The 22,139-nt window shown below is 73.2% G+C and carries 23 protein-coding genes; 6 read left to right on the top strand and 17 right to left on the bottom strand.

All coding sequences use genetic code 11. The features are described 5' to 3' along the window. Positions 1-894, top strand: coding sequence for a carboxylesterase family protein (locus tag AFB00_RS19925; RefSeq protein ID WP_068798476.1), 894 nt, complete (start codon positions 1-3; stop codon positions 892-894). Between the two features lie 39 nt (positions 895-933). Here the strand turns inward: AFB00_RS19925 and AFB00_RS32140 are convergent, their stop codons facing one another. After that, complete coding sequence (locus AFB00_RS32140) at positions 934-1,299, bottom strand: integrase core domain-containing protein (protein ID WP_083275682.1); 366 nt, start codon at positions 1,297-1,299, stop codon at positions 934-936. Positions 1,300-1,328: 29 nt separating this feature from the next. On the opposite strand from AFB00_RS32140, the gene AFB00_RS19920 reads away from it, so the two are divergent. Genes AFB00_RS19920 through AFB00_RS36340 form a run of 3 tightly spaced genes read left to right on the top strand, consistent with a single transcriptional unit; the run spans position 1,329 to position 3,195 of the window. Beyond that, positions 1,329-2,240: an IS630 family transposase gene (locus AFB00_RS19920; RefSeq protein WP_231973995.1), complete on the top strand. Its 912-nt coding sequence runs from the start codon at positions 1,329-1,331 to the stop codon at positions 2,238-2,240. A gap of 57 nt (positions 2,241-2,297) precedes the next feature. Continuing rightward, positions 2,298-2,750: an IS5 family transposase gene (locus AFB00_RS36345; RefSeq protein ID WP_442965817.1), complete on the top strand. Its 453-nt coding sequence runs from the start codon at positions 2,298-2,300 to the stop codon at positions 2,748-2,750. Then, positions 2,674-3,195: an IS5 family transposase gene (locus tag AFB00_RS36340; protein WP_414706231.1), complete on the top strand. Its 522-nt coding sequence runs from the start codon at positions 2,674-2,676 to the stop codon at positions 3,193-3,195. Before AFB00_RS36345 ends, AFB00_RS36340 begins: the two co-directional genes overlap by 77 nt. Here AFB00_RS36340 and AFB00_RS19905 read toward each other — a convergent pair. The 4 genes from AFB00_RS19905 to AFB00_RS19890 form a co-directional block, all read right to left on the bottom strand. Beyond that, complete coding sequence (locus AFB00_RS19905) at positions 3,192-3,941, bottom strand: DivIVA domain-containing protein (RefSeq protein WP_068798474.1); 750 nt, start codon at positions 3,939-3,941, stop codon at positions 3,192-3,194. The two genes, AFB00_RS36340 and AFB00_RS19905, sit on opposite strands and share 4 nt — an antisense overlap. 211 nt (positions 3,942-4,152) lie before the next feature. Then, positions 4,153-4,638: a pantetheine-phosphate adenylyltransferase gene (gene coaD / locus AFB00_RS19900; protein ID WP_083275681.1), complete on the bottom strand. Its 486-nt coding sequence runs from the start codon at positions 4,636-4,638 to the stop codon at positions 4,153-4,155. A gap of 32 nt (positions 4,639-4,670) precedes the next feature. Continuing rightward, complete coding sequence (rsmD, locus tag AFB00_RS19895; protein WP_156819650.1) at positions 4,671-5,225, bottom strand: 16S rRNA (guanine(966)-N(2))-methyltransferase RsmD; 555 nt, start codon at positions 5,223-5,225, stop codon at positions 4,671-4,673. A 41-nt stretch (positions 5,226-5,266) separates the two neighbouring features. Next, complete coding sequence (locus tag AFB00_RS19890) at positions 5,267-8,647, bottom strand: pyruvate carboxylase (RefSeq protein ID WP_068798473.1); 3,381 nt, start codon at positions 8,645-8,647, stop codon at positions 5,267-5,269. 179 nt (positions 8,648-8,826) lie between these two features. Between AFB00_RS19890 and AFB00_RS19885 the strand changes: the two genes are divergently transcribed. Then, positions 8,827-9,555, top strand: coding sequence for a hypothetical protein (locus AFB00_RS19885; protein WP_068798472.1), 729 nt, complete (start codon positions 8,827-8,829; stop codon positions 9,553-9,555). Between the two features lie 7 nt (positions 9,556-9,562). Here AFB00_RS19885 and AFB00_RS19880 read toward each other — a convergent pair whose 3' ends face one another. Together AFB00_RS19880 and AFB00_RS19875 are read right to left on the bottom strand one after the other, a co-directional pair. Next, the gene (locus AFB00_RS19880; RefSeq protein ID WP_068798471.1) at positions 9,563-11,728 is read right to left on the bottom strand and encodes an ATP-dependent DNA helicase RecG; all 2,166 of its coding nucleotides are present in this window, start codon (positions 11,726-11,728) and stop codon (positions 9,563-9,565) included. Continuing rightward, complete coding sequence (locus AFB00_RS19875) at positions 11,729-13,321, bottom strand: DAK2 domain-containing protein (protein WP_068798470.1); 1,593 nt, start codon at positions 13,319-13,321, stop codon at positions 11,729-11,731. It abuts the gene before it with no gap. 125 nt (positions 13,322-13,446) lie between these two features. Between AFB00_RS19875 and rpmB the strand changes: the two genes are divergently transcribed. Then, positions 13,447-13,638, top strand: a complete 192-nt coding sequence (gene rpmB, locus AFB00_RS19870) for a 50S ribosomal protein L28 (protein WP_068800482.1) — start codon at positions 13,447-13,449, stop codon at positions 13,636-13,638. 79 nt (positions 13,639-13,717) lie between these two features. Here the strand turns inward: rpmB and AFB00_RS19865 are convergent, their stop codons facing one another. From AFB00_RS19865 to mbhE, 10 genes are read right to left on the bottom strand one after another with little or no spacing between them, the layout of a single operon-like run. Continuing rightward, on the bottom strand, positions 13,718-14,305 hold the full coding sequence (locus AFB00_RS19865) for a DUF1707 SHOCT-like domain-containing protein (RefSeq protein ID WP_231973994.1): 588 nt from the start codon (positions 14,303-14,305) through the stop codon (positions 13,718-13,720). A gap of 45 nt (positions 14,306-14,350) precedes the next feature. After that, a complete protein-coding gene (locus AFB00_RS19860) occupies positions 14,351-15,031 on the bottom strand; it encodes a uracil-DNA glycosylase (protein ID WP_068798469.1) in 681 nt (226 codons plus the stop codon). Continuing rightward, entirely contained in the window at positions 15,031-15,555 is a 525-nt protein-coding gene (locus AFB00_RS19855) for a gamma carbonic anhydrase family protein (protein WP_068798468.1), read from the bottom strand. The genes AFB00_RS19860 and AFB00_RS19855 overlap by 1 nt, the downstream gene beginning before the upstream one ends. Positions 15,556-15,585: 30 nt before the next feature. Then, the gene (mnhG, locus tag AFB00_RS19850) at positions 15,586-15,984 is read right to left on the bottom strand and encodes a monovalent cation/H(+) antiporter subunit G (protein ID WP_068800480.1); all 399 of its coding nucleotides are present in this window, start codon (positions 15,982-15,984) and stop codon (positions 15,586-15,588) included. After that, complete coding sequence (locus AFB00_RS19845) at positions 15,984-16,250, bottom strand: monovalent cation/H+ antiporter complex subunit F (RefSeq protein WP_068798467.1); 267 nt, start codon at positions 16,248-16,250, stop codon at positions 15,984-15,986. Before AFB00_RS19845 ends, mnhG begins: the two co-directional genes overlap by 1 nt. Beyond that, the gene (locus AFB00_RS19840) at positions 16,247-17,068 is read right to left on the bottom strand and encodes a Na+/H+ antiporter subunit E (protein ID WP_068798466.1); all 822 of its coding nucleotides are present in this window, start codon (positions 17,066-17,068) and stop codon (positions 16,247-16,249) included. Before AFB00_RS19840 ends, AFB00_RS19845 begins: the two co-directional genes overlap by 4 nt. A 1-nt stretch (position 17,069) precedes the next feature. Next, positions 17,070-18,629: a Na+/H+ antiporter subunit D gene (locus AFB00_RS19835; RefSeq protein WP_231974462.1), complete on the bottom strand. Its 1,560-nt coding sequence runs from the start codon at positions 18,627-18,629 to the stop codon at positions 17,070-17,072. A 41-nt stretch (positions 18,630-18,670) separates the two neighbouring features. Next, positions 18,671-19,120 (bottom strand): Na(+)/H(+) antiporter subunit C, encoded by a 450-nt coding sequence (locus tag AFB00_RS19830; RefSeq protein WP_068800479.1) that lies wholly within the window; start codon positions 19,118-19,120, stop codon positions 18,671-18,673. A gap of 11 nt (positions 19,121-19,131) precedes the next feature. Further along, entirely contained in the window at positions 19,132-19,734 is a 603-nt protein-coding gene (locus AFB00_RS19825) for an MnhB domain-containing protein (RefSeq protein WP_083275679.1), read from the bottom strand. After that, entirely contained in the window at positions 19,731-22,109 is a 2,379-nt protein-coding gene (gene mbhE / locus AFB00_RS19820) for a hydrogen gas-evolving membrane-bound hydrogenase subunit E (protein WP_156819649.1), read from the bottom strand. The genes AFB00_RS19825 and mbhE overlap by 4 nt, the downstream gene beginning before the upstream one ends. Positions 22,110-22,139 lie beyond the last annotated feature (30 nt).

Here is a 22,139-nt window from a genome sequence, read left to right as displayed (position 1 = left end):
GTGCAGCTGTGGTCAGAGCAGTTGCGCTGCAACCTTCGCGATCTCCTGACGCAGAAGCTCGCTGGTCAGGTTGAAAAAGGCTCACTGACCGAGGACTGTCTCTATCTCGACGTCACCATCCCAGCGGCCCCACCCCCGCCGGAGCGAGCCCGGCCGGTGATGGTGTGGGTGCACGGCGGATCTCTGCAGTCGGGCACCGGAGCCCAGTACGACGCACGCGACCTATCCGTCCGAGGCGACGTGATCGTGGTGACGGTGAACTACCGGCTCACCGCGATGGGCTTCCTGGCGCTGCCCGGAATGGACTCCACCGCTGGCGCACAGGGCCTGGCCGACCAGCAGGAAGCACTACGCTTCGTGGCGCGCAACGCCACCGCGTTCGGCGGCGACCCAGCAAACGTCACCCTGTTCGGCGAGTCCGGCGGGGGCGTATCGACATGTGCCCATCTCGTCGCACCCGGATCCCAGGGACTGTTCGCGCGGGCCGTTGTGCAGAGCGCGGTCGGCGCCTGCGGCTACCCGATCGAGCCCAGCGCGGTCGGTCGCGACATCCCCCTGAGCTCCAACTTTCAACCCCGCGCCGTGGTCGAAACACTCAGTAAGGCTGCGGCCGCACGGCTCGGCTGCACCGATCCCGCCACCGCGCTCGCCTGCGCGCGCCGCCTCCCGGCGGAACGGATCCTCGCCGAGAGCGCCGGGCTCAATCTCCCCGCCGTCGGTGGCACCGACCCGATCCTTCCGACCGGACCGGCCGCGGCGATCGCGGCCGGACAAGTCTCCAGGGTGCCGGTGCTGCAGGGCTACACCGGCACCGAAGCGGGCTACTTCCTGGCCGCTGACGCGCTCATCGGACGACCGTTGCCCACGCCACAGGAGTACCAGGACCTGGTTTAGCCTGCCCCGAGGTTTCCGGACTGCGTCGTTTGCGGACTCTTATGCTGCTGATGCTTGATTCAGGTACTCGGTGCGGATCTCTTGCGGAGTCTTGTAGCCGAGCGCTGAATGAATTCGTTTCCTATTGTAGAACAACTCGACATAGTTGGCAACGTCTCGGTAGGCTTTCTTCCGTGTCGGATAGACGGTGCGATACACGCGCTCCACTTTCAGCATCGAATTGAACGACTCGGCGAGAGCGTTGTCGAAACAGATTCCGGTCCGCCCCAGCGAAGCACGCATTCCCAGCTGCTCGATCTTAACTGCGTATTCAGTGGACGTGTATTGCGTTCCACGGTCTGAGTGAAATATACATCCCTCGGCCAACGGGTGATTTCGGGCGGCCATATCGAGCGCGTCCGTCACCAGCGCGGGGTCCGCAGTACGCGCGGGAGGTGATCCACGCGTTCAACCAGCAGGGCTTCGCCGCTTTGGACCCAAAATGGAGCGGGGGCCGACCCCGTAGGTTCGGTCCCCACGTCCGTGAGCTGATCTGCCGGGTCGCTCGCACCCCGCCCCAGCAGGTCGGGTTGCCGTTCACCACCTGGAGCCTGGCCAAGCTGGTCGAACACCTCGCCGCCGCACACCGGGTCGTGATCAGCGTCGAGACCGTCCGCCAGGTCCTGCGTGACGCCGGGGTCCGCTGGCAGGCCACGAAGACCTGGAAGGCCAGCCGGGACCCGCGGTTCGTGGAGAAGATGAACCGGATCCTCGACCTCTACGACCGCGCCGCCGACGGTCGCCTCGAACCGGGTGCGCGGGTGATCTGTGTCGATGAGTTCGGGCCGCTGAACCTGCTGCCCCGCCCCGGTCGGGGCTGGTTCCCGATCCGGCGCCCGGCCCGGCTACGGGCCACCTATAGCCGTCACAGCGGGGTCCGGCACATGTTCGCCGGTCTGGACCTGGCCTCCGGGCAGCTGTTCTACCGGCTCCGTGACCGCAAACGCGGCCGCGAGTTCCTCGACTTCCTCCGCCAGCTGCGCCGCCGTTTCCCCACCGGCGGTCTGCACGTGGTCTGCGACAACTTCTCCCCGCACCTGCGCACCGATGTCGCGCACTGGTGCCACGACCACGACGTCGAGCTGGTGCTCACCCCCACGAACGCGTCCTGGCTGAACTGGATCGAGTCGGAGTTCACCGCGCTGCGCTACTTCACCCTCGACGGCAGCGACTACCCCTCCCACACCGCCCAGGAAGCCGCGATCGCCGGCTACATCCGCTGGGCCAACCGCCACGCCCGACCCAAGAAACACTTCGCGCCCGAGTCCAAGATCCGCAGGCCGGATTACCTACCCAACATTGCCTGACGAGGCACTAGGGCGTGTCTCCCAGATAGGCGGAGCGGGGTGCGCGATGCTTGATCGGTGCCGCGTACCGCTGTCCTGACTGATGTCCAGTGGGCCCGTCTGGCGCCGCTGTTGCCCTCCTCCGAGGGTCGTCGCGGGCGCCCGTTCCGCGATGACCGCCGGGTGCTCGAGGGGATCATCTACCGGTATCGGTGCGGGCTTCCCTGGCGCGACGTCCCAGCCGAGTTCGGGCCGTGGCAGACGTTGTGGAAGCGGCACCGCCGCTACAGCGGCGACGGCACCTGGGACCACATCCTGGCTGCTCTTCTGATCGAGGCCGACGCCGCCGAGGTGCTCGGGTGGGCGGTCAGCGTGGACTCCACGATCATCCGTGCCCACCAGCACGCCGCGACCCTCAAGCGCGACACAGGGGGCCGGATCGAACTACACGAATCTGCTCGCCGAACCAGCAGATCACGCGCTGGGACGGTCCCGCGGAGGGCTGTCGACGAAGATCCACCAGCTCGTTGACGGGCACGGCCGCCCGCTGGTGGTCCTCCTCGGCCCCGGCCAGGGCGGCGACTCGCCAATGTTTCCGCACCTGATGGCGCACCTGAGCATCGCCCGACCGGGCCCGGGACGACCCCGGACCCGGCCCGAACGCGTGCGCGCGGACAAGGCCTACTCCTCACGCGCGATCCGCCGGCACCTGCGCGAGCGCCGGATCATCGCTGTCATTCCGGAGCCCTCTGACCAGCAGGGACACCGCAAACGACGCGGCTCACGCGGCGGCCGACCGCCCGCATTCGATCCGGTCGACTACCGAAACCGCAACGTCGTCGAGCGCGGGTTCTGCCACGTCAAGCAGTGGCGCGGGCTGGCCACCCGTTACGACAAGCTCGCCCTGACCTTCCGCGGCGGCGCCGTCCTGAAGGCAATCGTCACCTGGCTCCGCGCATTGGGAGACACACCCTAGTCGATCAGGTCCATGCCGGTGCCGGAACGGCCGTTCTGCGCGTAGCCCGGGTCGTAGTTCTGCTCGTACTGCCCGCGCCACAGCTGGCTGCGGCCGCGCCCGACGACGCCGAGCGCGTCGTTCAGCGTCGTCTCCAGCTCGCCCAGGGTGGTGTCGACGTAGTCGTCGCACTCGCGGCGGAGCCGGTCGGACTCGGCGTGCGCGGCGTCGACGATCCGGCCGGCCTCCGCGTGCGAGGCCCGGACGACCTCGGCCTGCGAGACCAGCCGGGTCTGCTCGTTCTGCCCGTCGGCGACCAGACGGTCGTGCGCGGCCCGGCCGGCGTGGCTCATCCGCTCGGCCTCGTCGCGGGAACGGTCGGTCAGCTCCGCGTACTGCCTGCGGCCCTCGGCGACGGCGCGCTCGGCCTCGTGCCGTGCCTCGGCGAGGGTGCGGGCGGCCTCCTCCTGGGCCTCGGCGACGAGCCGCTCGGCCTCGGTACGCGCGTTCTGCAGCGTCTCCTCGGCCTCCGAGTTGGCCGCCGTGCGCGTCTCCTCGGCCTCGGTCTCGGCCTCGGAGACCACCGCGTCCCGGCGGTCCAGGACGTCCTGCGCGTCGTCCATCTCGCCCGGGATCGCCTCACGGACGTCGTCGAGCAGCTCCAGCACGTCGCCACGCGGGACCACGCAGTTGGACGTCATGGGGACGCTGCGCGCCTCCTCGACGATCGTCACCAGCGCGTCCAGTGACTCGAAGACCCGGTACACACCGGGATCATCGCACCGGGGAGCACCAGGACCCGTTATTACCGGCCGCTCCAGCGTGTCAAGTTCCGTACGGGTGACCCCCACACGGTGTTGATCACGCTCCCGCCCCCCGTGGTCCCACTCATGGAGCTTCGGCCTCGCCACACCGGGCCGAAGCTCCATGAGTACGACAAGGGGGCGGGGTGCGTGAACCCGGGAGCGGGGTGCGGGGTCAGTCGCGGAGGCGCGTCAGCAGGCGCTCGTGCACGCTCGGCGGCAGGAACGCCGTCACGTCGCCGCCGCCCCTGGCGACCTCCTTGACCAGCGAGCTGGAGACGTAGACCTGGCCCGGCGCACCCGGGAGGAACATGGTCTCGACGCCGGTGAGGTGCCGGTTCATGTGCGCCATCGGCAGCTCGTAGTCGTAGTCGGTCGCCCCGCGCAGGCCCTTGACCAGCGCCTGGGCCCCACGCTCGCGGCAGTAGTCCACGACGAGGCCGGAGAACGACTCCACCCGGACCCCCGGCAGGTCACCGGTGATCTCCCGGAGCATCGCGACCCGCTCCCCGACCTCGAACAGGCCCTGCTTGCGGGGGTTGACCAGGATCGCGACGAACACCTCGTCGAACAACGCCGCGGTCCGGGCGATGACGTCGAGATGACCGACCGTCGGCGGGTCGTAGGAACCGGGGCACACCGCGCGGCGCACGTCGGACATGTCCGGAACCTACCCCGGACGGCGGGGCCGGGTCAGTGCCCGTACCGCGCGTGGTGCAGGACGGTGTCGCCGTAGCGCCGGGAGCGGCCGGGGACGAACCCGGCGGGCCAGGCGAAGTCCCCGGACGAGCGCGGGCGCTCCACGACGATCTCGGCGACGGCGGCGACCCACCCGCCCCCGGACGCGGCGGTGAGCCACTGCGCGATCTCGGCGTCCGCGACCGCGTAGGGCGGGTCGACGAGCACGACGTCGAAGGCGGCCGGTGCCGGTTCGGCGAGCACCGTCCCGGCCCGGCCGGTGAGCACCCGGCCGCCGAGGCCGACCGCCGTCACGTTGCGCCGCAGCACCCCGGCGGCGCGCTTGTCCGACTCGACGAACACCGCCTCGGACGCACCCCGCGACAGCGCCTCCAGGCCCAGCGCGCCGGAGCCCGCGCACACGTCGAGCACCCGGGCGCCGTCGAGACCCGGGTCGTGGTCCAGCGCGGAGAACAACGCCTCCCGCACCCGGTCCGACGTCGGCCGGGTGCCGGACGGCGGCACGTCCAGCCGCCGCCCCCCGGCAACCCCTGCGATCAGCCTCGTCACCCGCCCATGATCCCGTGCCCCGGGCGGGCGACGTGCCCGGCCTACTCCAGCTCGAGCAGCAGGTCGCCGCCCTCGACCTGCTGCACCTCACCGATCGCGAGGCGCTTGACGGTGCCGCCGGCGTGCACGGTGATCGAGGCCTCCATCTTCATGGCCTCGATCGTCGCCACGGTCTGCCCGGCCTCGACGGCGTCGCCCTCGGCCACCTGCACGGTGACCACCCCGGCGAACGGGGCGGCGACGTGCGCGTCGTTCGACCGGTCGGCCTTCTCCGCGGCCTTGACGTCGGTGGCGACCGACTCGTCGCGGACCGACACCGGCCGCAGCTGGCCGTTCAGCGTGGTGAGCAGGGTGCGGATGCCACGCTCGTCGGGCTCGGACACCGCCTCCAGCTCGATCAGCAGGGTGACCCCGGGCTCCAGCTCGACGGTGTGCTCCAGGTCCTCCTCCAGGCCGTAGAAGAAGTCCTTCGACGACAGCACCGAGGTGTTGCCGTAGTGCTCGCGGTGGGAGTCGAAGTCCTTCGTCGGGCCGGGGAACAGCAACCGGTTCAGCGTGCGGCGCCGGTCGTCCCGCAGCCCCTGCTGGTCCTCCCCGGACAGCTCCGCCCGCTCGGCCTCGGGGCTGCGGCCCTCCAGCGCGCGGGTGCGGAACGGCTCCGGCCAGCCCGCGGGCGGCGAGCCGAGCTCACCGCGCAGGAACCCGATCACCGAGTCCGGGATGTCGAAGCCCGCCGGGTCCTTCTCGAAGTCCGCGGGCTCCACCCCGGCCCCGACCAGGTGCAGCGCGAGATCGCCGACGACCTTCGACGACGGCGTCACCTTCACCAGCCGGCCCAGCATCCGGTCCGCCGCGGCGTAGCAGTCCTCGATCAGCTCGAACCGGTCGCCCAGCCCGAGCGCGATCGCCTGCTGGCGCAGGTTGGACAGCTGCCCGCCGGGGATCTCGTGGTGGTAGACCCGCCCGGTCGGCGACGCGAGCCCGGACTCGAACGGCGCGTAGACCTTGCGCACCGCCTCCCAGTACGGCTCCATGTCGCCCACCGCGGCCAGCGACAGCCCGGTCGCCCGCTCGGTGTGGTCGGTCGCGGCGACCAGCGCCGACAACGACGGCTGGCTGGTCGTCCCCGCCATCGAGGCGACCGCGCCGTCGACGGCGTCCACCCCGGCGTCGATCGCCGCGACCAGCGTCGCCAGCTGACCGCCCGCGGTGTCGTGGGTGTGCAGGTGCACCGGCAGGTCGAATCGCTCGCGCAGGGCCGTGACCAGCGTGCGGGCCGCCGGCGGGCGCAGCAGGCCGGCCATGTCCTTGATCGCCAGGACGTGCGCGCCGGCGTCGACGATCTGCTCGGCCAGGCGCAGGTAGTAGTCCAGGGTGTAGAGCTGCTCGGCCGGGTCGGACAGGTCGGCGGTGTAGCAGAGCGCCACCTCGGCCAGCGCCGTGCCGGTGCCGCGGACCGCCTCGATCGCCGGCCGCATCTGCGACACGTCGTTGAGCGCGTCGAAGATCCGGAAGATGTCCATCCCGGTGTCGGCCGCCTCCTGCACGAAGGCGTCGGTCACCTCGGTCGGGTACGGCGTGTAGCCGACGGTGTTGCGCCCGCGCAGCAACATCTGGGTGCAGATGTTCGGTGCCGCCGCCTTGATCGCGGCGAGGCGGTCCCACGGGTCCTCGGCCAGGAACCGCAGCGCCACGTCGTAGGTGGCGCCGCCCCAGCACTCCAGGGACAGCAGCTCCGGCATGGTGCGCGCCACGTACGGCGCGACCGCGGTCAGGTCCCGGGTCCGGATCCGGGTCGCGAGCAACGACTGGTGCGCGTCGCGGAACGTGGTGTCGGTGACCGCCACCGCGGTCTGCGCCCGCAGCCGGGCCGCGAACCCCTCCGGGCCGAGCTCGCGCAGCAGCTGCGCGGACCCGCCGACGACCGGAGCGTCGAGGTCCACCTCGGCCGGGAGCTTGTCCACCGGTTCGACGACGACCGGCCGCGCCCCGTTCGGCCGGTTCACCGTGGTCTCGCCGAGGAACTGCAGGATCCGAGAGCCACGGTCGGCCGACGGCCGCGCCGAGAGCAGGTGCGGACGCTCCTCGATGAAGCTGGTGGTGACCCGGCCCTCCTTGAAGTCGTCGTCCTCCAGCACCGCCGCGAGGAACGGCAGGTTCGTCGCGACCCCGCGGATCCGGAACTCGGCCAGCGCCCGCCGCGCCCGGCGGGCGGCGTTGGCGAAGTCGTGACCGTGGCAGGTCAGCTTCACCAGCATCGAGTCGAAGTGGGCGCTGACCTCGGCGCCGACGTGCACGGTGCCGCCGTCGAGGCGCACGCCGGGACCGCCCGGGGACCGGTACACCGACAGCGTCCCGACGTCGGGCCGGAACTCGTTCGACGGGTCCTCGGTGGTGATGCGGGTCTGCATCGCCGCGCCGGTCAGCGTGATCTCGTCCTGGGTCAGGGCCAGCTCGGGCAGCGTCATGCCGGAGGCGATCCGCAGCTGGGCGATCACCAGGTCGCGGTCGGTGACCTGCTCGGTGACCGTGTGCTCGACCTGGATCCGCGGGTTCATCTCGATGAAGTGGTGCTTGCCGCGCTCGTCGAGCAGGAACTCCACGGTGCCCGCGTTGACGTAGCCGATCTGGCGGGCGAAGTTCACCGCGTCGGCGCAGATCCGGTCCCGCAGCTCCGGGTCCAGGTTCGGCGCCGGGGCGATCTCGACGACCTTCTGGTGCCGGCGCTGCACCGAGCAGTCCCGCTCGAACAGGTGGACGACGTTGCCGTCGCCGTCGGCGAGGATCTGCACCTCGATGTGCCGCGGGTTGACGACGGCCTGCTCCAGGAACACGGTGCCGTCGCCGAAGGCCGACTCCGCCTCCCGGCTGGCCGCCTCGATCGCGTCCCGCAGGTCACCGGGCTCGGCGACCCGGCGCATGCCGCGCCCGCCACCCCCGGCGACCGCCTTGACGAAGATCGGGTAGTCGATGCTCTCGGACGCGGCGAGCAGCTCGTCGACGTCCGACGAGGGCTCCGAGGACTCCAGGACCGGGACGCCGGCCTCGCGGGCCGCGGCCACGGCGCGGAACTTGTTCCCGGTCAGGTGCAGCACCTCGGTGGGCGGCCCGACGAAGGTGATGCCCTCGTCGGCGCAGGCCCGCGCCAGGTCCGGGTTCTCCGACATGAACCCGTAGCCCGGGTAGACGGCGTCGGCACCGGCCTTTTTCGCGGCCCGGATGACCTCGTCCACCGACAGGTACGCGCGGACCGGGTGACCGACCTCACCGATCTGGTAGGACTCGTCCGCCTTGGCCCGGTGCAGCGAGTTGCGGTCCTCGTGCGGGAAGACGGCGACCGTGGACACGCCCAGCTCGAACGCCGCCCGGAACGCCCGGATGGCGATCTCCCCACGGTTGGCCACCAGCACCTTGCGGAACATCGCCTCTCCTCGTCCAGTTCGGCGTCGACACCCGGAAACGGGGGTGCCCGCGGCGGCGGGCGGACGATCCTGACACGCGGGACTCCGCCACCACCACCGGACGACCACGTGGCGGGACGGCCCGGGGACCACCCGTCCGGACCGCACCGCCGCCACCGGTGTTCCGGTAGCAAGGAGGGATGAGACACAGCGTCCGGCGCCGGGCCGGGCACCCGGCGGCACGGCTCGTGCTCGGGTCCGCGGCGGTCGTGCTGGCCGGAACGGCGGTGGTCGTGGTCGTGGGTGCCTTCGTGCAGGTGCTGCTGGTCGTGCTCGTGGCCCTGCTCGTGGTCGGGGCCTGGAAGGCGGTGCGGCGCCCGGACCGGCACCAGGTCTCCGGTACCCCGCCGGCCGTGGCACCCACCCGGGTGACCGCCGAGCAGCAGTGGCGCCGGGCCCGGGCGGAGCACCAGCGGGTGCGGGCCGAGTTCGCCGCCCACGAGACCGACCCGATGGCGGTCCTGCGCCGTCCGGCGCTGTCGGACGTGGCCGTCCCGAGCACCGCCCGCTTCGTCGACGCCTTCGCGGCCGCGCAGGCCCTCGACACCGACGGGTACCCGGGTGAGCCGTACGGCGCGTCGTACGCGCGGGCGGTCGAGCACGCCCGGCGGGCGTGGCGGGCGGCGGTCGAGGCCGCCGACCGGATCCGGCTGGCGGGGCTGACCCCCGACGAGCGGCGCGCCGTGGAGCGGGTCGTCAAGCTGCTCACCACCGCCCGGGACTCCGACTCCGAGCCGGAACGGCTGGCCGCCTACGCGCGGGCCCGCACCGAGCTGGACCGGCTCGACCGCGCGGGGACGGTGCACCTGCCCCGCCCGGCCCGCGCCCACCTGGACGCCAGGGCCCGCGGCGAGCTGCCCGGCGGCTGACGCCCCGTCACGCCTTGTCCAGGTAGGCGGCCCGCTCGGTGTCCCCCAGCGTCTCCCCCACCAGGTCCCGCAACCGCGGGTGCCCGCTCAGCTGCGGGTCGTGCCCCACCAGGTCCCGCGCGTAGACCTGGGCCTTCGCGATCACCTCGCCGTGGCGCAGCAGCGAGAGCAGCTTCAACCCGGACCGGGACCCGGACTGGCTGGCGCCCAGCACGTCGCCCTCCCGGCGCAGTTCCAGGTCGAGCCGAGCCAGCTCGAACCCGTCGGTGGTGCCCGCGACCGCGTCGAGCCGCTCGCGGGCGGTGGTCGCGGCGGGCATCTCGGTGACGAGCAGGCAGAGCCCGGCGGCGCTGCCCCGGCCGACCCGGCCGCGCAGCTGGTGCAGCTGGGACAGGCCGAACCGGTCCGCGTCGAGCAGCACGATGCCGGTCGCGTTCGGCACGTCCACCCCGACCTCGATCACCGTGGTCGCGACCAGCACGTCCAGCTCGGCGCGCTCGAAGGCGCGCATCGTCGCGTCCTTCTCCTCGGGCGGGAGCTTCCCGTGCAGGATCCCGACCCGCAGCCCGGCGAGCTTCTCGGTGATCATCGGGGCGATGTCGAGCACCGCCAGCGGGGCGCGCCGCTCGGACCCGCCCTCCTCCGGTGGGGGCTCCTGCAGCTCGGCGTCGCCCGCCTCGGTGTCGCCGACCCGCGGGCACACCACGTAGCACTGGTGGCCGCGCTCGACCTCCTCCCGGATCCGCTGCCAGATCCGCTCGATCCAGCCCGGGTGCTCGGCCAGCGGGACGACCGTGGTGGTGATCGGCGAGCGGCCGCGCGGCAGGCCCTTCAGCTCCGAGACCGCGAGATCGCCGTAGACGCTCATCGCGACCGTGCGCGGGATCGGCGTCGCCGTCATCACCAGCATGTGCGGGGCCCGCTCACCGCGCGAGCGCAGCGCGTCGCGCTGCTCCACGCCGAAGCGGTGCTGCTCGTCGACCACGACCAGCCCCAGCTCGGCGAAGCCGACCGTGTCCTGGATCAGGGCGTGCGTGCCCACCACGATCCCGGCCGCGCCGGACTGCGCGTCCAGCAGCGCCCGGCGCCGGGCCTTGGCCCCCATCGACCCGGTGAGCAGGGTGATCGACGTGGCGTCGTCGGCCGCGTCGAGCTCACCGGCCCGGCCCAGCGCGCCGAGCATGGCCCGCAGCGACCGGGCGTGCTGCGCGGCGAGCACCTCGGTGGGGGCGAGCATCGCGGCCTGCGCCCCCGCGTCGACGACCTGCAGCATCGCCCGCAGCGCGACGATCGTCTTGCCGGCGCCGACGTCGCCCTGCACCAGCCGGTTCATCGGGTGCCCGGCCGCCAGGTCCGCGGCGATCTCCTCGCCGACGGCCTGCTGCCCGTCGGTCAGCGGGAACGGCAGGTCCGCGTCGAACGCCGCCAGCAGGCCGGTGCCGGTGCGCGGGCAGGCCGGGGCGGGCCGGGCCGTCGCGTCGGCCCGGCGCAGCGCCAGCGCCAGCTGGACGCCGAGCGCCTCGTCCCAGACCAGGCGGTGCCGGGCGGCATGGATGTCGGCCTCGGCCTCCGGCACGTGGATCCGGCGCAGCGCCCGGCCCAGGCCGGGCAGCTTCTCCCGCTCCCGCAGCGACTCCGGCAACGGGTCGGTCGGGTCGTCGACCTGGTCGAGGAGCTGGCGGACCGACCGGGCGACGGCCTGCGAGGTCACCTTGGCGTTGGCCGGGTAGACCGACAGGAACGGGCGCAGCGAGTCGTTCTCGTCGATCTCCTCGAACTGCGGGTGGGTGAGCTGCAGCCGCTGGTTGAACACCCCGACCTTGCCGGAGAAGACGCCGACCACCCCCGGCTTGACGAAGCCCTGCAGCTTCCAGCCGTTGAAGAAGGTGCAGTCGAGCTCGCCGCCCTTCTCGTCCCGGATGACGGCCTTGAGCATCTTCCCGCGCCGGGCTCGCATCTCCCGCAGCTCGGCCCGCGCGACCTGCGCGACCACGGTCGCGTGCTCCCCGGCGACCAGCCCGGCGATGTCGGTCAGCCGCCCCCGGTCCACGTAGCGGCGGGGGTAGTGCCGCAGCAGGTCGCCGGCCGTCTCCAGGCCCAGCGGGGCCAGCGCGTCGGCCGCCTTCTTGCCGAGCGGGCCGTCCAGCCTGCTGTCGAGGTCGAACCCGTCCACCTACTCCACCCCCAGCACCAGCGGGTAGTCGCCCTGCTCCCCGCGGTGCAGCACCACGTCGACCTCCGGGTGCCTGCGCCGCAGGTCCTCGGCGAACCGCTCACCCAGCGCATCCTCGGCGGCCGCACCGAGCAGCACCGTCACCAGCTCCCCTCCCGGCGTCAGCATGCGGTGAGCCAACCACAGCGCACCGACGGCGAGATCGGGGGCGATCAGCACGACCTCGCCGTCGGAGAGGCCGAGCACCTCGCCCGGGCGGCACGGCCCCGCCCAGGTGAGCGCCTCGGCCTCGGCGACCTGCAGTCCGCCGGTCCGGGTGGCGGCCGCGGCCTCGGCCATCGCGACGACGTCGTCCGACGCCCGCCGGTCCGGGTCGTGCACGGCCAGCGCCGCGAGCCCCTGGGGCACCGAGGACGTCGGGACGACCACCACGTCGGTCCCGCCGTCGCCGGCGGTCGCGCGGACCTGCCCGGCCGCCGTCTCGGCCAGTGTCCGGCGGTGCGCCGCGCACGGCAGCACCGCGACGTGCGCCGCTCCGGTCGCCCGGATCGCGGCCCGCACCTCGTCGACCGTCGGGTCCGGGTCGGCGACCAGCACGTCCCCGCCCGCGGCCCTGGCCAGCGCGCCCGCACCGCTGCTCTCGATCATCAGCAGCACCGCGCGGGCCCGGGTCGGCACCGCGGCCGGCAACGCCTCCACCCGGATCGCCGCGGGCCGCCCCGCCGACAGTCCCGCCTCGACCGCGGGCCCGGCCTCGGTGGTGTGCACGTGCACGCCGACCGTGCCGGCGCCGTCGCCCGCCACCACGACCGAGTCGCCCAGCCCGCCCAGCCGGGCACGCAGCACGGCGAGCGCCGCGGCCCCCGGATCGGCCAGCCGGTAGGTGACCTCGTAGACCGGCTGCGGCACCGGGGCACCGGCGGCCGGCAGGTGCTCCGGGGGCGGCCCGCACCACGGCGAGGGGGCCGGGCCGGGGTCCCCGCCGAGCGCCTCGACGAGCGCGTCGAGCACCGCGACGACCCCCAGCCCGCCCGCGTCGACCACGCCCGCACGGACCAGCTCCACCGGCCGTTCCGCGGCCCGGGCCAGTGCCTCGCGCGCCGCCCGGGCGGCGATCCCCGCCGCGCCGGGCAGGGTCCCCGCGCCGCCGCGGTGGGTGGTCGCGTGCGCGAGCGCCGTCGCCGCGGCGTCGAGGACGGTCAGCGCCGTCCCCGTCCGCGGCGCCGACAGCGCGCGGGACGCCAGGTCGGCGGCGCGGCGCAGGGCCCCGGCGAGCAGCGCCGACGCCCCGGCCGCGGTGCCCGACGCCAGCTCCTCGGCCACCCCGCGGAACAGCTGGGACACGATGAGCCCGGAGTTGCCCCTGGCTCCGCGGACCGCCGCCGCGGCCAGTGCGGCCGCAGCCCGCGCCGGGCCGCCGTCCAGCGGCGCCGATCCGGCGGCCCGTACCGTGAGCAGCAGGTTCGACCCGGTGTCGTGGTCGGCGACCGGGAAGACGTTCACCCGGTCGATCTCGGCCCGGGCCGCGGTGAGGCGCTCGGCGGCCGCGTCGATCCAGCGGCGCAGCAACGCGGTGTCGAACGGCGGGGCCACGGCTCCACCCTAGGCGCGCCGGGCCCCCGCGGAGACCGCGGTACACCGATCGCTAGACTCGTCCTTCGAGCCCAGGCACGCCCGGGCTTGGTGAACTGTTCGTCAAACCCTGAGGAGTGTCCGACGTGGCTGCCGTCTGCGACGTCTGTGGCAAGGGTCCGGGCTTCGGCATGTCCGTCTCGCACTCGCACCGCCGCACCCACCGTCGCTGGAACCCGAACATCCAGACCGTGCGTACCGCGCTGAACGGCGGGAACCGCCGGCGGATCAACGCCTGCACCTCCTGCCTGAAGGCGGGCAAGGTGGCCCGCGTCTGAGACGCGGAACAGCATCACGGCGAAGGCCCGGCTCCTCCACGGAGCCGGGCCTTCCTCGCGTCCGGGGCCAGGACCGGGTTCAGCCCATCATCTGCTTCCACCAGCCGGTGCGGGCACCGCGCACGGTCAGCGATCCCATCCCGACCTTGCCGTGCACCGTCAGGTGCGGGCCGGGGCCCGCGGTGCCCGGCACCTTCGTCCGGATCTCGCCCCAGGACCCGGCGACACCGTTGACGTCGGCGGTGCCCCCGGCCGGTAGCACGATGACGATCTCCCCCATGCCGGTGGCGATCTCGACGTCGATCCGCTGCGGGAGGTCGCGCACCTCGGACAGGTCGAGGTGGATGGTGCCCATGCCGGTGGTCAGGCGCAGCGCGGCGGGCACGTGCCAGTCACCGGCCCGGCGCAGCGTCCCGGCCCCGGTGCGCAGGCTCAGCGGGGTGCCGTCACCGACCGGACGGGCCGGACCCGCGGCGACCGGTGACGCGCCGGGCAGGTCGGCCAGCGGCGGGCGCAGCTCCCCGGCCGTGCGGGCGGCGTAGACCACGCCGAGGCGCTCCTCCAGCTCCACCAGGGTGATCCGGCCCTCGCCGAGCGCCGCGTGCAGGCGCTGCGCCGCGGCCTCCCGGTCGGCGTCCGATATGCGTATCTCCTCCGGGTCGGTCACGGGGACGACAATAGCCGCCGGGACCCGGCCGGGCCGCGGACCCGCTCAGGGCAGCTTCCAGTCGACGGGGTCCCCGCCGATCTCCTCCAGCAGGTCGTTGGCCCGGCTGAACGGCCGCGAGCCGAAGAAACCGCGGTCCGCCGACATCGGCGAGGGGTGGGCCGACTCGATGCACGGGACGTCGGTCAGCAGCGGGACCAGGTTGCGGGCGTCACGGCCCCAGAGGATCGCGACCATCGGGTCGGCGTCCCGGTCGACCAGGGTCCGGATCGCCTGCTCGGTGATCTCCTCCCAGCCCTTGTTCCGGTGCGAACCCGGCTCGCCGGGGGCCACGGTGAGGCACCTGTTGAGCAGCAGCACCCCCTGCTCGGTCCACGGCGTCAGATCGCCGGAGGACGGCGCGGGGTGCCCGAGGTCCTCGGTGTACTCGCGGAAGATGTTCTGCAGCGAGCGCGGCAGCGGGCGGGTCTCCGCCGCCACCGAGAACGACAGCCCGACCGCGTGCCCGGGCGTCGGGTACGGGTCCTGGCCCACGATCAGCACCCGGACGGACTCGAACGGCTGCTGGAACGCGCGCAGCACGTTCGCGCCCGCGGGCAGGTAGCGGCGACCGGCGGCGATCTCCGCCCGCAGGAACTCCCCCATCGACGTGACGGTCTCGGCGACCGGGGCGAGCGCCTCGGCCCACCCGGCCTCGACGACCTCGTGCAACGGCTTCGCGGCCATCAGCCCTCCAGCTTCCGCAGCTGCGCGCGGAACCGGCGGCCGCGCTCGACATAGGACTCCACGGATCGCCGCCAGCGGTCGGCGGGCACCTCGTGGCCCTCCCGCACCCGGGCCGGTACCCCGAGTGCCATCCGGTGGGCGGGTATCTCGGCGCCCGGCGACACGACGGCGCCCGCGGCGACGACCGCGCCCTCGCCGATCTCCGCGCCGTTCAGCACGACCGAGCCGGACGAGATCAGCGCCCGGTCCGCGATCGTCGCGGCCTCGATGTGCACGTTGTGCCCGACGGTGACCTCGTCGCCGATGACCGTGGCCCGGCGCAGCGTGGTGTGGATGATCGAGCCGTCCTGGATGCTGGTGCGGGCCCCGACCTCGATCCGGCCGTCGTCACCACGGAGCACCGCGGTCGGCCAGACCGTCGACTCCGCCCCGAGGGTCACGTTCCCGATCACGACGGCGTCCGGGTGGACGTAGGCGGTCGGGTGGATGTCCGGTTCGGCGTCACCGAGCGCGTACAGAGGCACACCCGCAGGGTACGAGTGGGGCCGGAACGGTCAGTGCGGACCCCCGGGCCCGTTGCGCTCCGGGCCCGCGGCCCGCGCGTCGGCGTCCATCCGCTCGGCCAGGTCGTCGACGACCAGCGCGTCGCGGTCGATCGCCCCGCTGCGGTACGCCGACCGGCCGACCACCTGGGAGATCACCGGCGCGGTCAGCACCTGGAACAGCACGACGAGCAGCAGCGTCGAGGAGTTCTCGAACTCCAGCCGCACCGCGACGCCGAGCAGGATCAGCAGCAGCCCGAGGGTCTGCGGCTTCGTGGTGGCCTGCAGGCGCGCCGGCAGGTCCGGCAGCCGGACCAGGCCCAGTGCGCCCATCAGGCAGGACAGGCCGCCGGCGAGCATCAGCACGGCCGAGAGCACCGTGGTCACCGTGTTCAGGTCGGGGAGCGCCATCAGCGGTGCCGCTCCCATCGCTCGACGAGCCGGGCCGCCGTCGCCGACCCGACCAGCGCGATCAGCGCGACCGCGGCCAGCAGCGGGATGTTCGACCCGTCGGAGTAGATCGCGGCGTACACCGCGGCCGCGGCCACGATGAGCACCACGACGACGTCGAGCGCCGCGATCCGGTCGAGCGTGGTCGGTCCGCGCAGCAGCCGCCACATGGTGAGCGCGCCCGCCGCGGTCAGCATGGCCAGCACGATCATGTAGACGATGGTCACCGCGGCCGCCCTCCCGTCTCGTGGCCGGTGTCCTGGCCGGTGTCCCGCCCCTGGGCGACGGCGGCGACCGCCTCCCGGCACCGGCGGACGTCCTCCGGGCTGCCCAGCGCGTCGATCACGCGCAGCTGCAGGTTCATCATGTCCCGGCGCAGCCGCTCGACGGCGTCGGCGCGGTGCAGGCCGAGCGCGTAGACGTACCAGCGCCCGCGCCGCCGGTCGATCTGCAGCGTGAAGCTGCCCGGGGACAGCGCGCAGGTGGCGACGATCATCGTCACCGTGCGGTCCGCCGTCGCGCAAAGGGGGAGGCCGACGATCCCGGAGCGGGCCTTCCGGCCGTGCACCAGGGTGATCATGCTGACCCGCACACCGGACACGACGAGGTCCACGATCAGGAACCCGACCAGCCGCACCAGCTTCAGCGGGCGGACCGGGAGCCGCTCGGGCAGCAACGGCAGCGGGAACAGCACCGTCACCAGCAGCCCGATCAGCAGGCCGCCGATGATCGCCACCGGCTTCAGGCTGCCCCACAGCAACACCCACACCAGCGCGAGCGCGAGCACCTGCGGGACCCGGCGGGGCCAGCTCCGGATCCGGATGTTGTCGCCGGGCTGCTCGTCCAGGCCGGCCGGCCGCTGCTGCGGGACCTGCGCCGCCGCCCGTTCCTCCTCGGCCTCGACGTCGGCACCGGTCTCCGCGGCGCCCATCCCGGCGTCGCGCTCGCCCTCGGGGGACTGCACCTCGTCGGGATCGACGGCGTCCGCGGGATCCACGGCCGCCGGGTCTGCGGCCCCGTCGGGGCCCGCCCTGTTCTCGCTCATCTCACCGGCCCCCGTCCGTGCCGTCGGCGGTGCCGGGATCCTCCGACGCGATCGCCGTGCCGGGCGCCCCGGGCGCGCCCGGATCGAGCACCGCGGTGAGGTAGGTGTCCCGGGTCTGCAGATCGACCCCGGCCCGGGAGGCGATCGCGGACAGCGGCCCGGCGAACACCGCGATCACGATGCTGACGACGACCAGCGACGCGGCCCCGACGTACATCCCGCGCGCACTGCGCGCGGTGCCGACGACCAGCTCGTCGTTCGGGTCGTCGTCGACCAGCGGTTCCTTCGGCGTGCCCCAGAACACCCGGACCCAGACCCTGGCCACCGCGTAGAGGGTCAGCAGGCTGGCCAGCACGACGAACCCGGCCACGATCCGCGGCCCGAGCCCGGCTCCCGCACCGGCCTGCAGCAACGCGAGCTTCGCGACGAAACCCGAGGTCGGCGGCAGCCCTGCCAGGGTGATCGCGGGGAGTGCGAAGAGCACGGCCAGGTGCGGGGCGGTCTGCGCGAGCCCGCCCATCTGGGAGATCGACACCGTGCCCGTCCGGCGCGTGATGAGCCCGCTGACCAGGAACAACGTCGCCTGCACCGTGATGTGGTGCACCACGTAGAGCGCGGTGCCCGCGATCCCGGTCGGGGTGTACACGGCCAGCCCGAACAGCATGAACCCGATGTGGCTGACCAGCAGGAACGACAGCAGCCGGTTCAGGTCGTCCTGCGCGACGGCGCCGAGCGCGCCGACCACCATCGTCACCGCGGCGATCACCAGCAGCAGCGTCGACGGGTGGTCCTGCGGGAACACCAGGGTCTGGGTGCGCAGCAGCGCGTAGATGCCGACCTTGGTGAGCAGCCCGGCGAACAGCGCGGTCACCGGCGCGGGGGCGTTCGGGTAGCTGTCGGGCAGCCAGAAGTGCAGCGGCACCATGGCCGCCTTGATGCCGAACACCACGACCAGCAGCAGTGCCAGCACCGTCTTCAGGCCCTCGGGCAGCAGGGCCACCCGGTTGGCGAGCTCGGCGAGGTTGACGGTGCCGGTCGCCGCGTAGACCAGGGCCACCGCGGTGAGGAACAGCAGCGACGACATCAGCGAGACGATCACGTACGTCATCCCGGACCGGATCCGCGACGCGGAGGTACGACGGGTGATCAGCACGTAGCTGGCCGCCAGCATGATCTCGAACGCGACGAACAGCGTGAACAGGTCGCCGGTGAGGTAGGCCAGCGAGACGCCGGTCGAGAGCAGCAGGAAGATCGGGTGGAAGGTGGTGCTGGCCGTCTCCCGGCCGTAGTCGGAGATCCGCTGGTCGATCGCGTAGACCAGGACCGCGAGGGTCACCAGCGTCGAGATCAGCAGCAGCAGCGCCGACATCCGGTCGGCGACCAGCACGATGCCCATCGGGGCCGGCCAGCCACCGAGCTCGGCGACGATCGGGCCGCCGGCGTCCGCCCCGAGCAGCAGCACCGCGGCGACCACGCAGACGAACGCCAGCGTCACCACGCCGATGATCCGCTGCATCGACGCCCGCCGGCTGACGATCACGCTGGCCGCGGCGCCGAGCATCGGGAGCAGGACGGGCAGGGTCACGAAGACCTCGAGCAGGGTCACTTGCGGCCCTCCTCGAGCTCGTGCGAGTCGGCGGTGTCCTCCGGGGCGGCCTCGGTCTCCTCGGCGGTGCCCTCTGCCATCGCGCCGTCCGGCCGCTGCGCGGCGATCCGGCGGTCCTCGACGTCGTCCTGCACCTCGTCGTGGCCGACCAGCACCCAGGACCGGTAGCCGAGCGCGAGCAGGTACGTGGTCAGCGCGAAGGTGATGACGATCGCCGTCAGCGCGAGTGCCTGCGGCAACGGGTCCGTGATCTCCTCGGGCAGCACGGTGTCCAGGATCGGGGCCCGGCCGGGCGGCCCGCCGGCGAGCTGCAGCAGCAGGTTCGCGCCGTGCCCGAGCACCACGATGCCGATCAGGATCCGCATCAACGAGCGCTGCATGAGCAGGTAGAAGCCGACCGAGTACAGCACCGCGAGCACGATCGCCATGCTCAGGTTGATGGTCATGCCGGGATCGGTCACCGGTCGCCACCCCCCGGCGGGCCGTCCTCGCCCGCCCGCGCGGCGTCCCGGGCGATGCCCGAGCCGAGCGAGCGCAGCAGGTCCAGCACCACGCCGATGATCAGCAGGTAGACGCCGACGTCGAGCAGCAGGCTGGTGACGAGGTCGACGTAGCCCAGCTCGCCGAGGTCGAGCCGCCACTTCGCGGACTCGAACACCGACCCGCCCCACAGCACCGGGGCGAGCCCGGTCAGCACCGAGATGATCAACCCCGTCCCGACGACGGCCGGTGGCCGGATCCGCATCGTCGAGCCGGGATCGTCGGCGCCGCCGGCGATGTGCCGCAGCACGAACGCCAGCCCGGCGACGAGACCGCCGGAGAAGCCGCCGCCCGGGCCGTAGTGCCCCTCGAACAGCAGGAACACCGAGAAGACCAGGACGGTCGGGAACAGCAGCCGGGCCGCCGCCTCCAGGACCAGCGTGCGTTCCCGCGGCTCCGGGCAGGCCCCGGGCAGCATCCAGCGCCCGCTCGGCTGGTCCCACGCCGACCAGTGGGTCTCCTCTGGGGCCGGGGCCGGGCCACCGGGCCGGGTGTCGTCGTACTGCCGGGAGGTCGTCATCCGAGCACCTCCTGCTCGTGCTTCGGGGACCCGGAACCGCTGTCGACGACCGTGCCACCCTTCTTCTTGTCGTACCGGGTGGCGAGCACCAGGCTCGCCGTGCCCGCGGCGCAGATCAGCAGGATCGTGATCTCGCCGATGGTGTCCAGCGCGCGGAAGTCGACCAGGATCGCGCTGATCAGGTTCGTGGCCCCGGCCTGCGGCGCACCGGCGACGAAGGCGTCGGTGGTGGCGGGCGGGAGCACCCGGGCGCCGGAGAGGACGACCGCCGTCCCGGCGACGAGCAGCCCGCCGACCGCCGCCACCGCGGCCTTCGGCAGGCGGACCCGGCGCTCGGTCTCCGGCTCGTCGAAGTGCGCGGGCAGCCGGCGCAGGACGAACACGAACGCGACCAGGGTCAGCGTCTCCACCAGGAACTGGGCCAGCGCGAGGTCCGGTGCGCCGTCGATGACGAACAGCCCGCCGATCCCGTAGCCGACCGCACCGACCAGCAGCACCGCGGTGAACCGGCGGCGGGCCCTGGTCAGCGCCAGGGCGGCGACGATCACCATGAGCCCGACCGGGACCTGCATGATCGAGTGATAGGGCTCCTGGGACTCGGGCAGCGCGCCGGTCAGGGCGAGTACCGGGCCGGGCAGCACGATCAGCGTGATGAGGATGCACGCCAGGTAGACGGGCAGCGAGCCGATCTGCAGCCGCCCGGTGAGCGCGATCGCGAAGCGCTCCAGCCCGGTGACCACGGCCTCGTACCCGCGCTGGGCGGAGATGCCCGGGATCTTGGCCTGCCCGGTCAGGGCGGAGCCGTAGCGGTGCAGCAGCAGGCCGCCGACGACCGCGACCAGCGTGAACCCCAGCGCGAGACCGATCCCGTGCCACAGCGCCAGCCCGTACTGCGCGGCGTAGGGGTCACCGAGCGGGGGCAGCGGCCGGGCGTAGGCGGCGGCGATCTCCTGCACCAGCGGCGCGGCGAACCCGGCGGCCAGCCCGGTCAGCGCACACAGCCAGGCCGGCAGCGACAGGCCCAGCGGCACCGGGTCGCCCCCGGTCGGGCGGGTGCCCTTGGTCGCGAACGCGCCCCAGAGGAAACGGGCGGTGTAGGCGACCGTGAGCAGCGAGCCGGTCAGCAGCCCGAGCGCGACGATCCAGCCCCGCACGCCGCCCTCCAGTAGGAACGCCTCGTACGCGGCCTCCTTGCCGACGAACCCGAGCATCGGCGGCAGCCCGGCCATCGACAGCCCGGCGAGGGTGCCGAGCACCGCGAGGCCACGGCGCCGCCGGCCGAGACCGCACAGCTCGCGCAGGTCACGGGTGCCGCACGCCTTGTCGATCGCGCCGACCACCATGAACAGCGGCGCCTTGAACAGCCCGTGCGCGAGCAGCATCGCGATCCCGGCCAGCGCGGCGACCCGGGACCCGGCGCCGAACAGCACCATCAGGAACCCGAGCTGGGACACGGTGCCGAACGCCAGCAGCCGCTTGAGGTCGGTCTGGCGCAGCGCGCGCCAGCCTCCGAGCAGCATCGTCGCCAGCCCGAGGCCGACCACCGGGACCCACCACACGGCGTGCACCGCGAACGCCGGGCCGAGCCGGGCGACGAGCACGACGCCCGCCTTCACCATCGAGGCGGCGTGCAGGTAGGCCGAGATCGGCGTCGGCGCGGCCATCGCGTAGGGCAGCCACGGGTGGAACGGCAGCTGCGCGGACTTCGTCAGCGCGCCCATCAGGATCAGCACCAGGGACACGGCCAGCAGCACCGGCTCGTCCGGGGCCAGCGTCCCGGCGGTGGACGCCGCGGTGATCTCCGGGATCGAGTACGTACCGGCCAGCTGCCCGAGCAGCACGATGCCCAGCAGCATCGACAACCCGCCGAACACGGTGACCAGCAGCGCCTGCACGGCGGCCCGCCGGTTCTCCCGGTACTGCCCGCCCTGCCCGACGAGCAGGAACGACGTCAGCGACGTCAGCTCCCAGAAGACGTAGAGGGTGAGCAGGTCGTCGGCCAGCACCAGGCCGAGCATCATCCCGGCGAAGGTGACCAGCAGGGCGGCGGAGCGGGCGGCGTCCCGCGAGCGGGGACCGAAGTACCAGGCCGCGTAGACCATGATCAGCGCCCCGACCCCGGACACGAGGACGATCATGGCCAGGGCCAGCGCGTCGAGCCGCAGGCTGAGCCGCAGACCGAGCTCCGGCGCCCACTCCAGGCTGTCGGTCACCCCGGGCCCGAGCGCCGCCGGCGCCTGCACCACGGCCCAGACCAGCGTGCCCGCCAGCAGCACGGCACCGGCGCCGAAGGCCAGTCGTCGGTGGTACCGGGCGAGGCCGGGAAGGCACAGCGCCAGGACGAGATGGGCGGCCACGACGGCGAGCACCGGCACCTCCTGGTTCGCGGGATCGTACGGGCGGGC

This window comes from Pseudonocardia sp. HH130630-07 (assembly GCF_001698125.1).
In the GTDB taxonomy this organism is placed as follows: Bacteria; Actinomycetota; Actinomycetes; order Mycobacteriales; family Pseudonocardiaceae; genus Pseudonocardia.
Note: the sequence above shows the minus strand (reverse complement) of the source record. Positions and strands in the feature narration are given on the sequence as shown.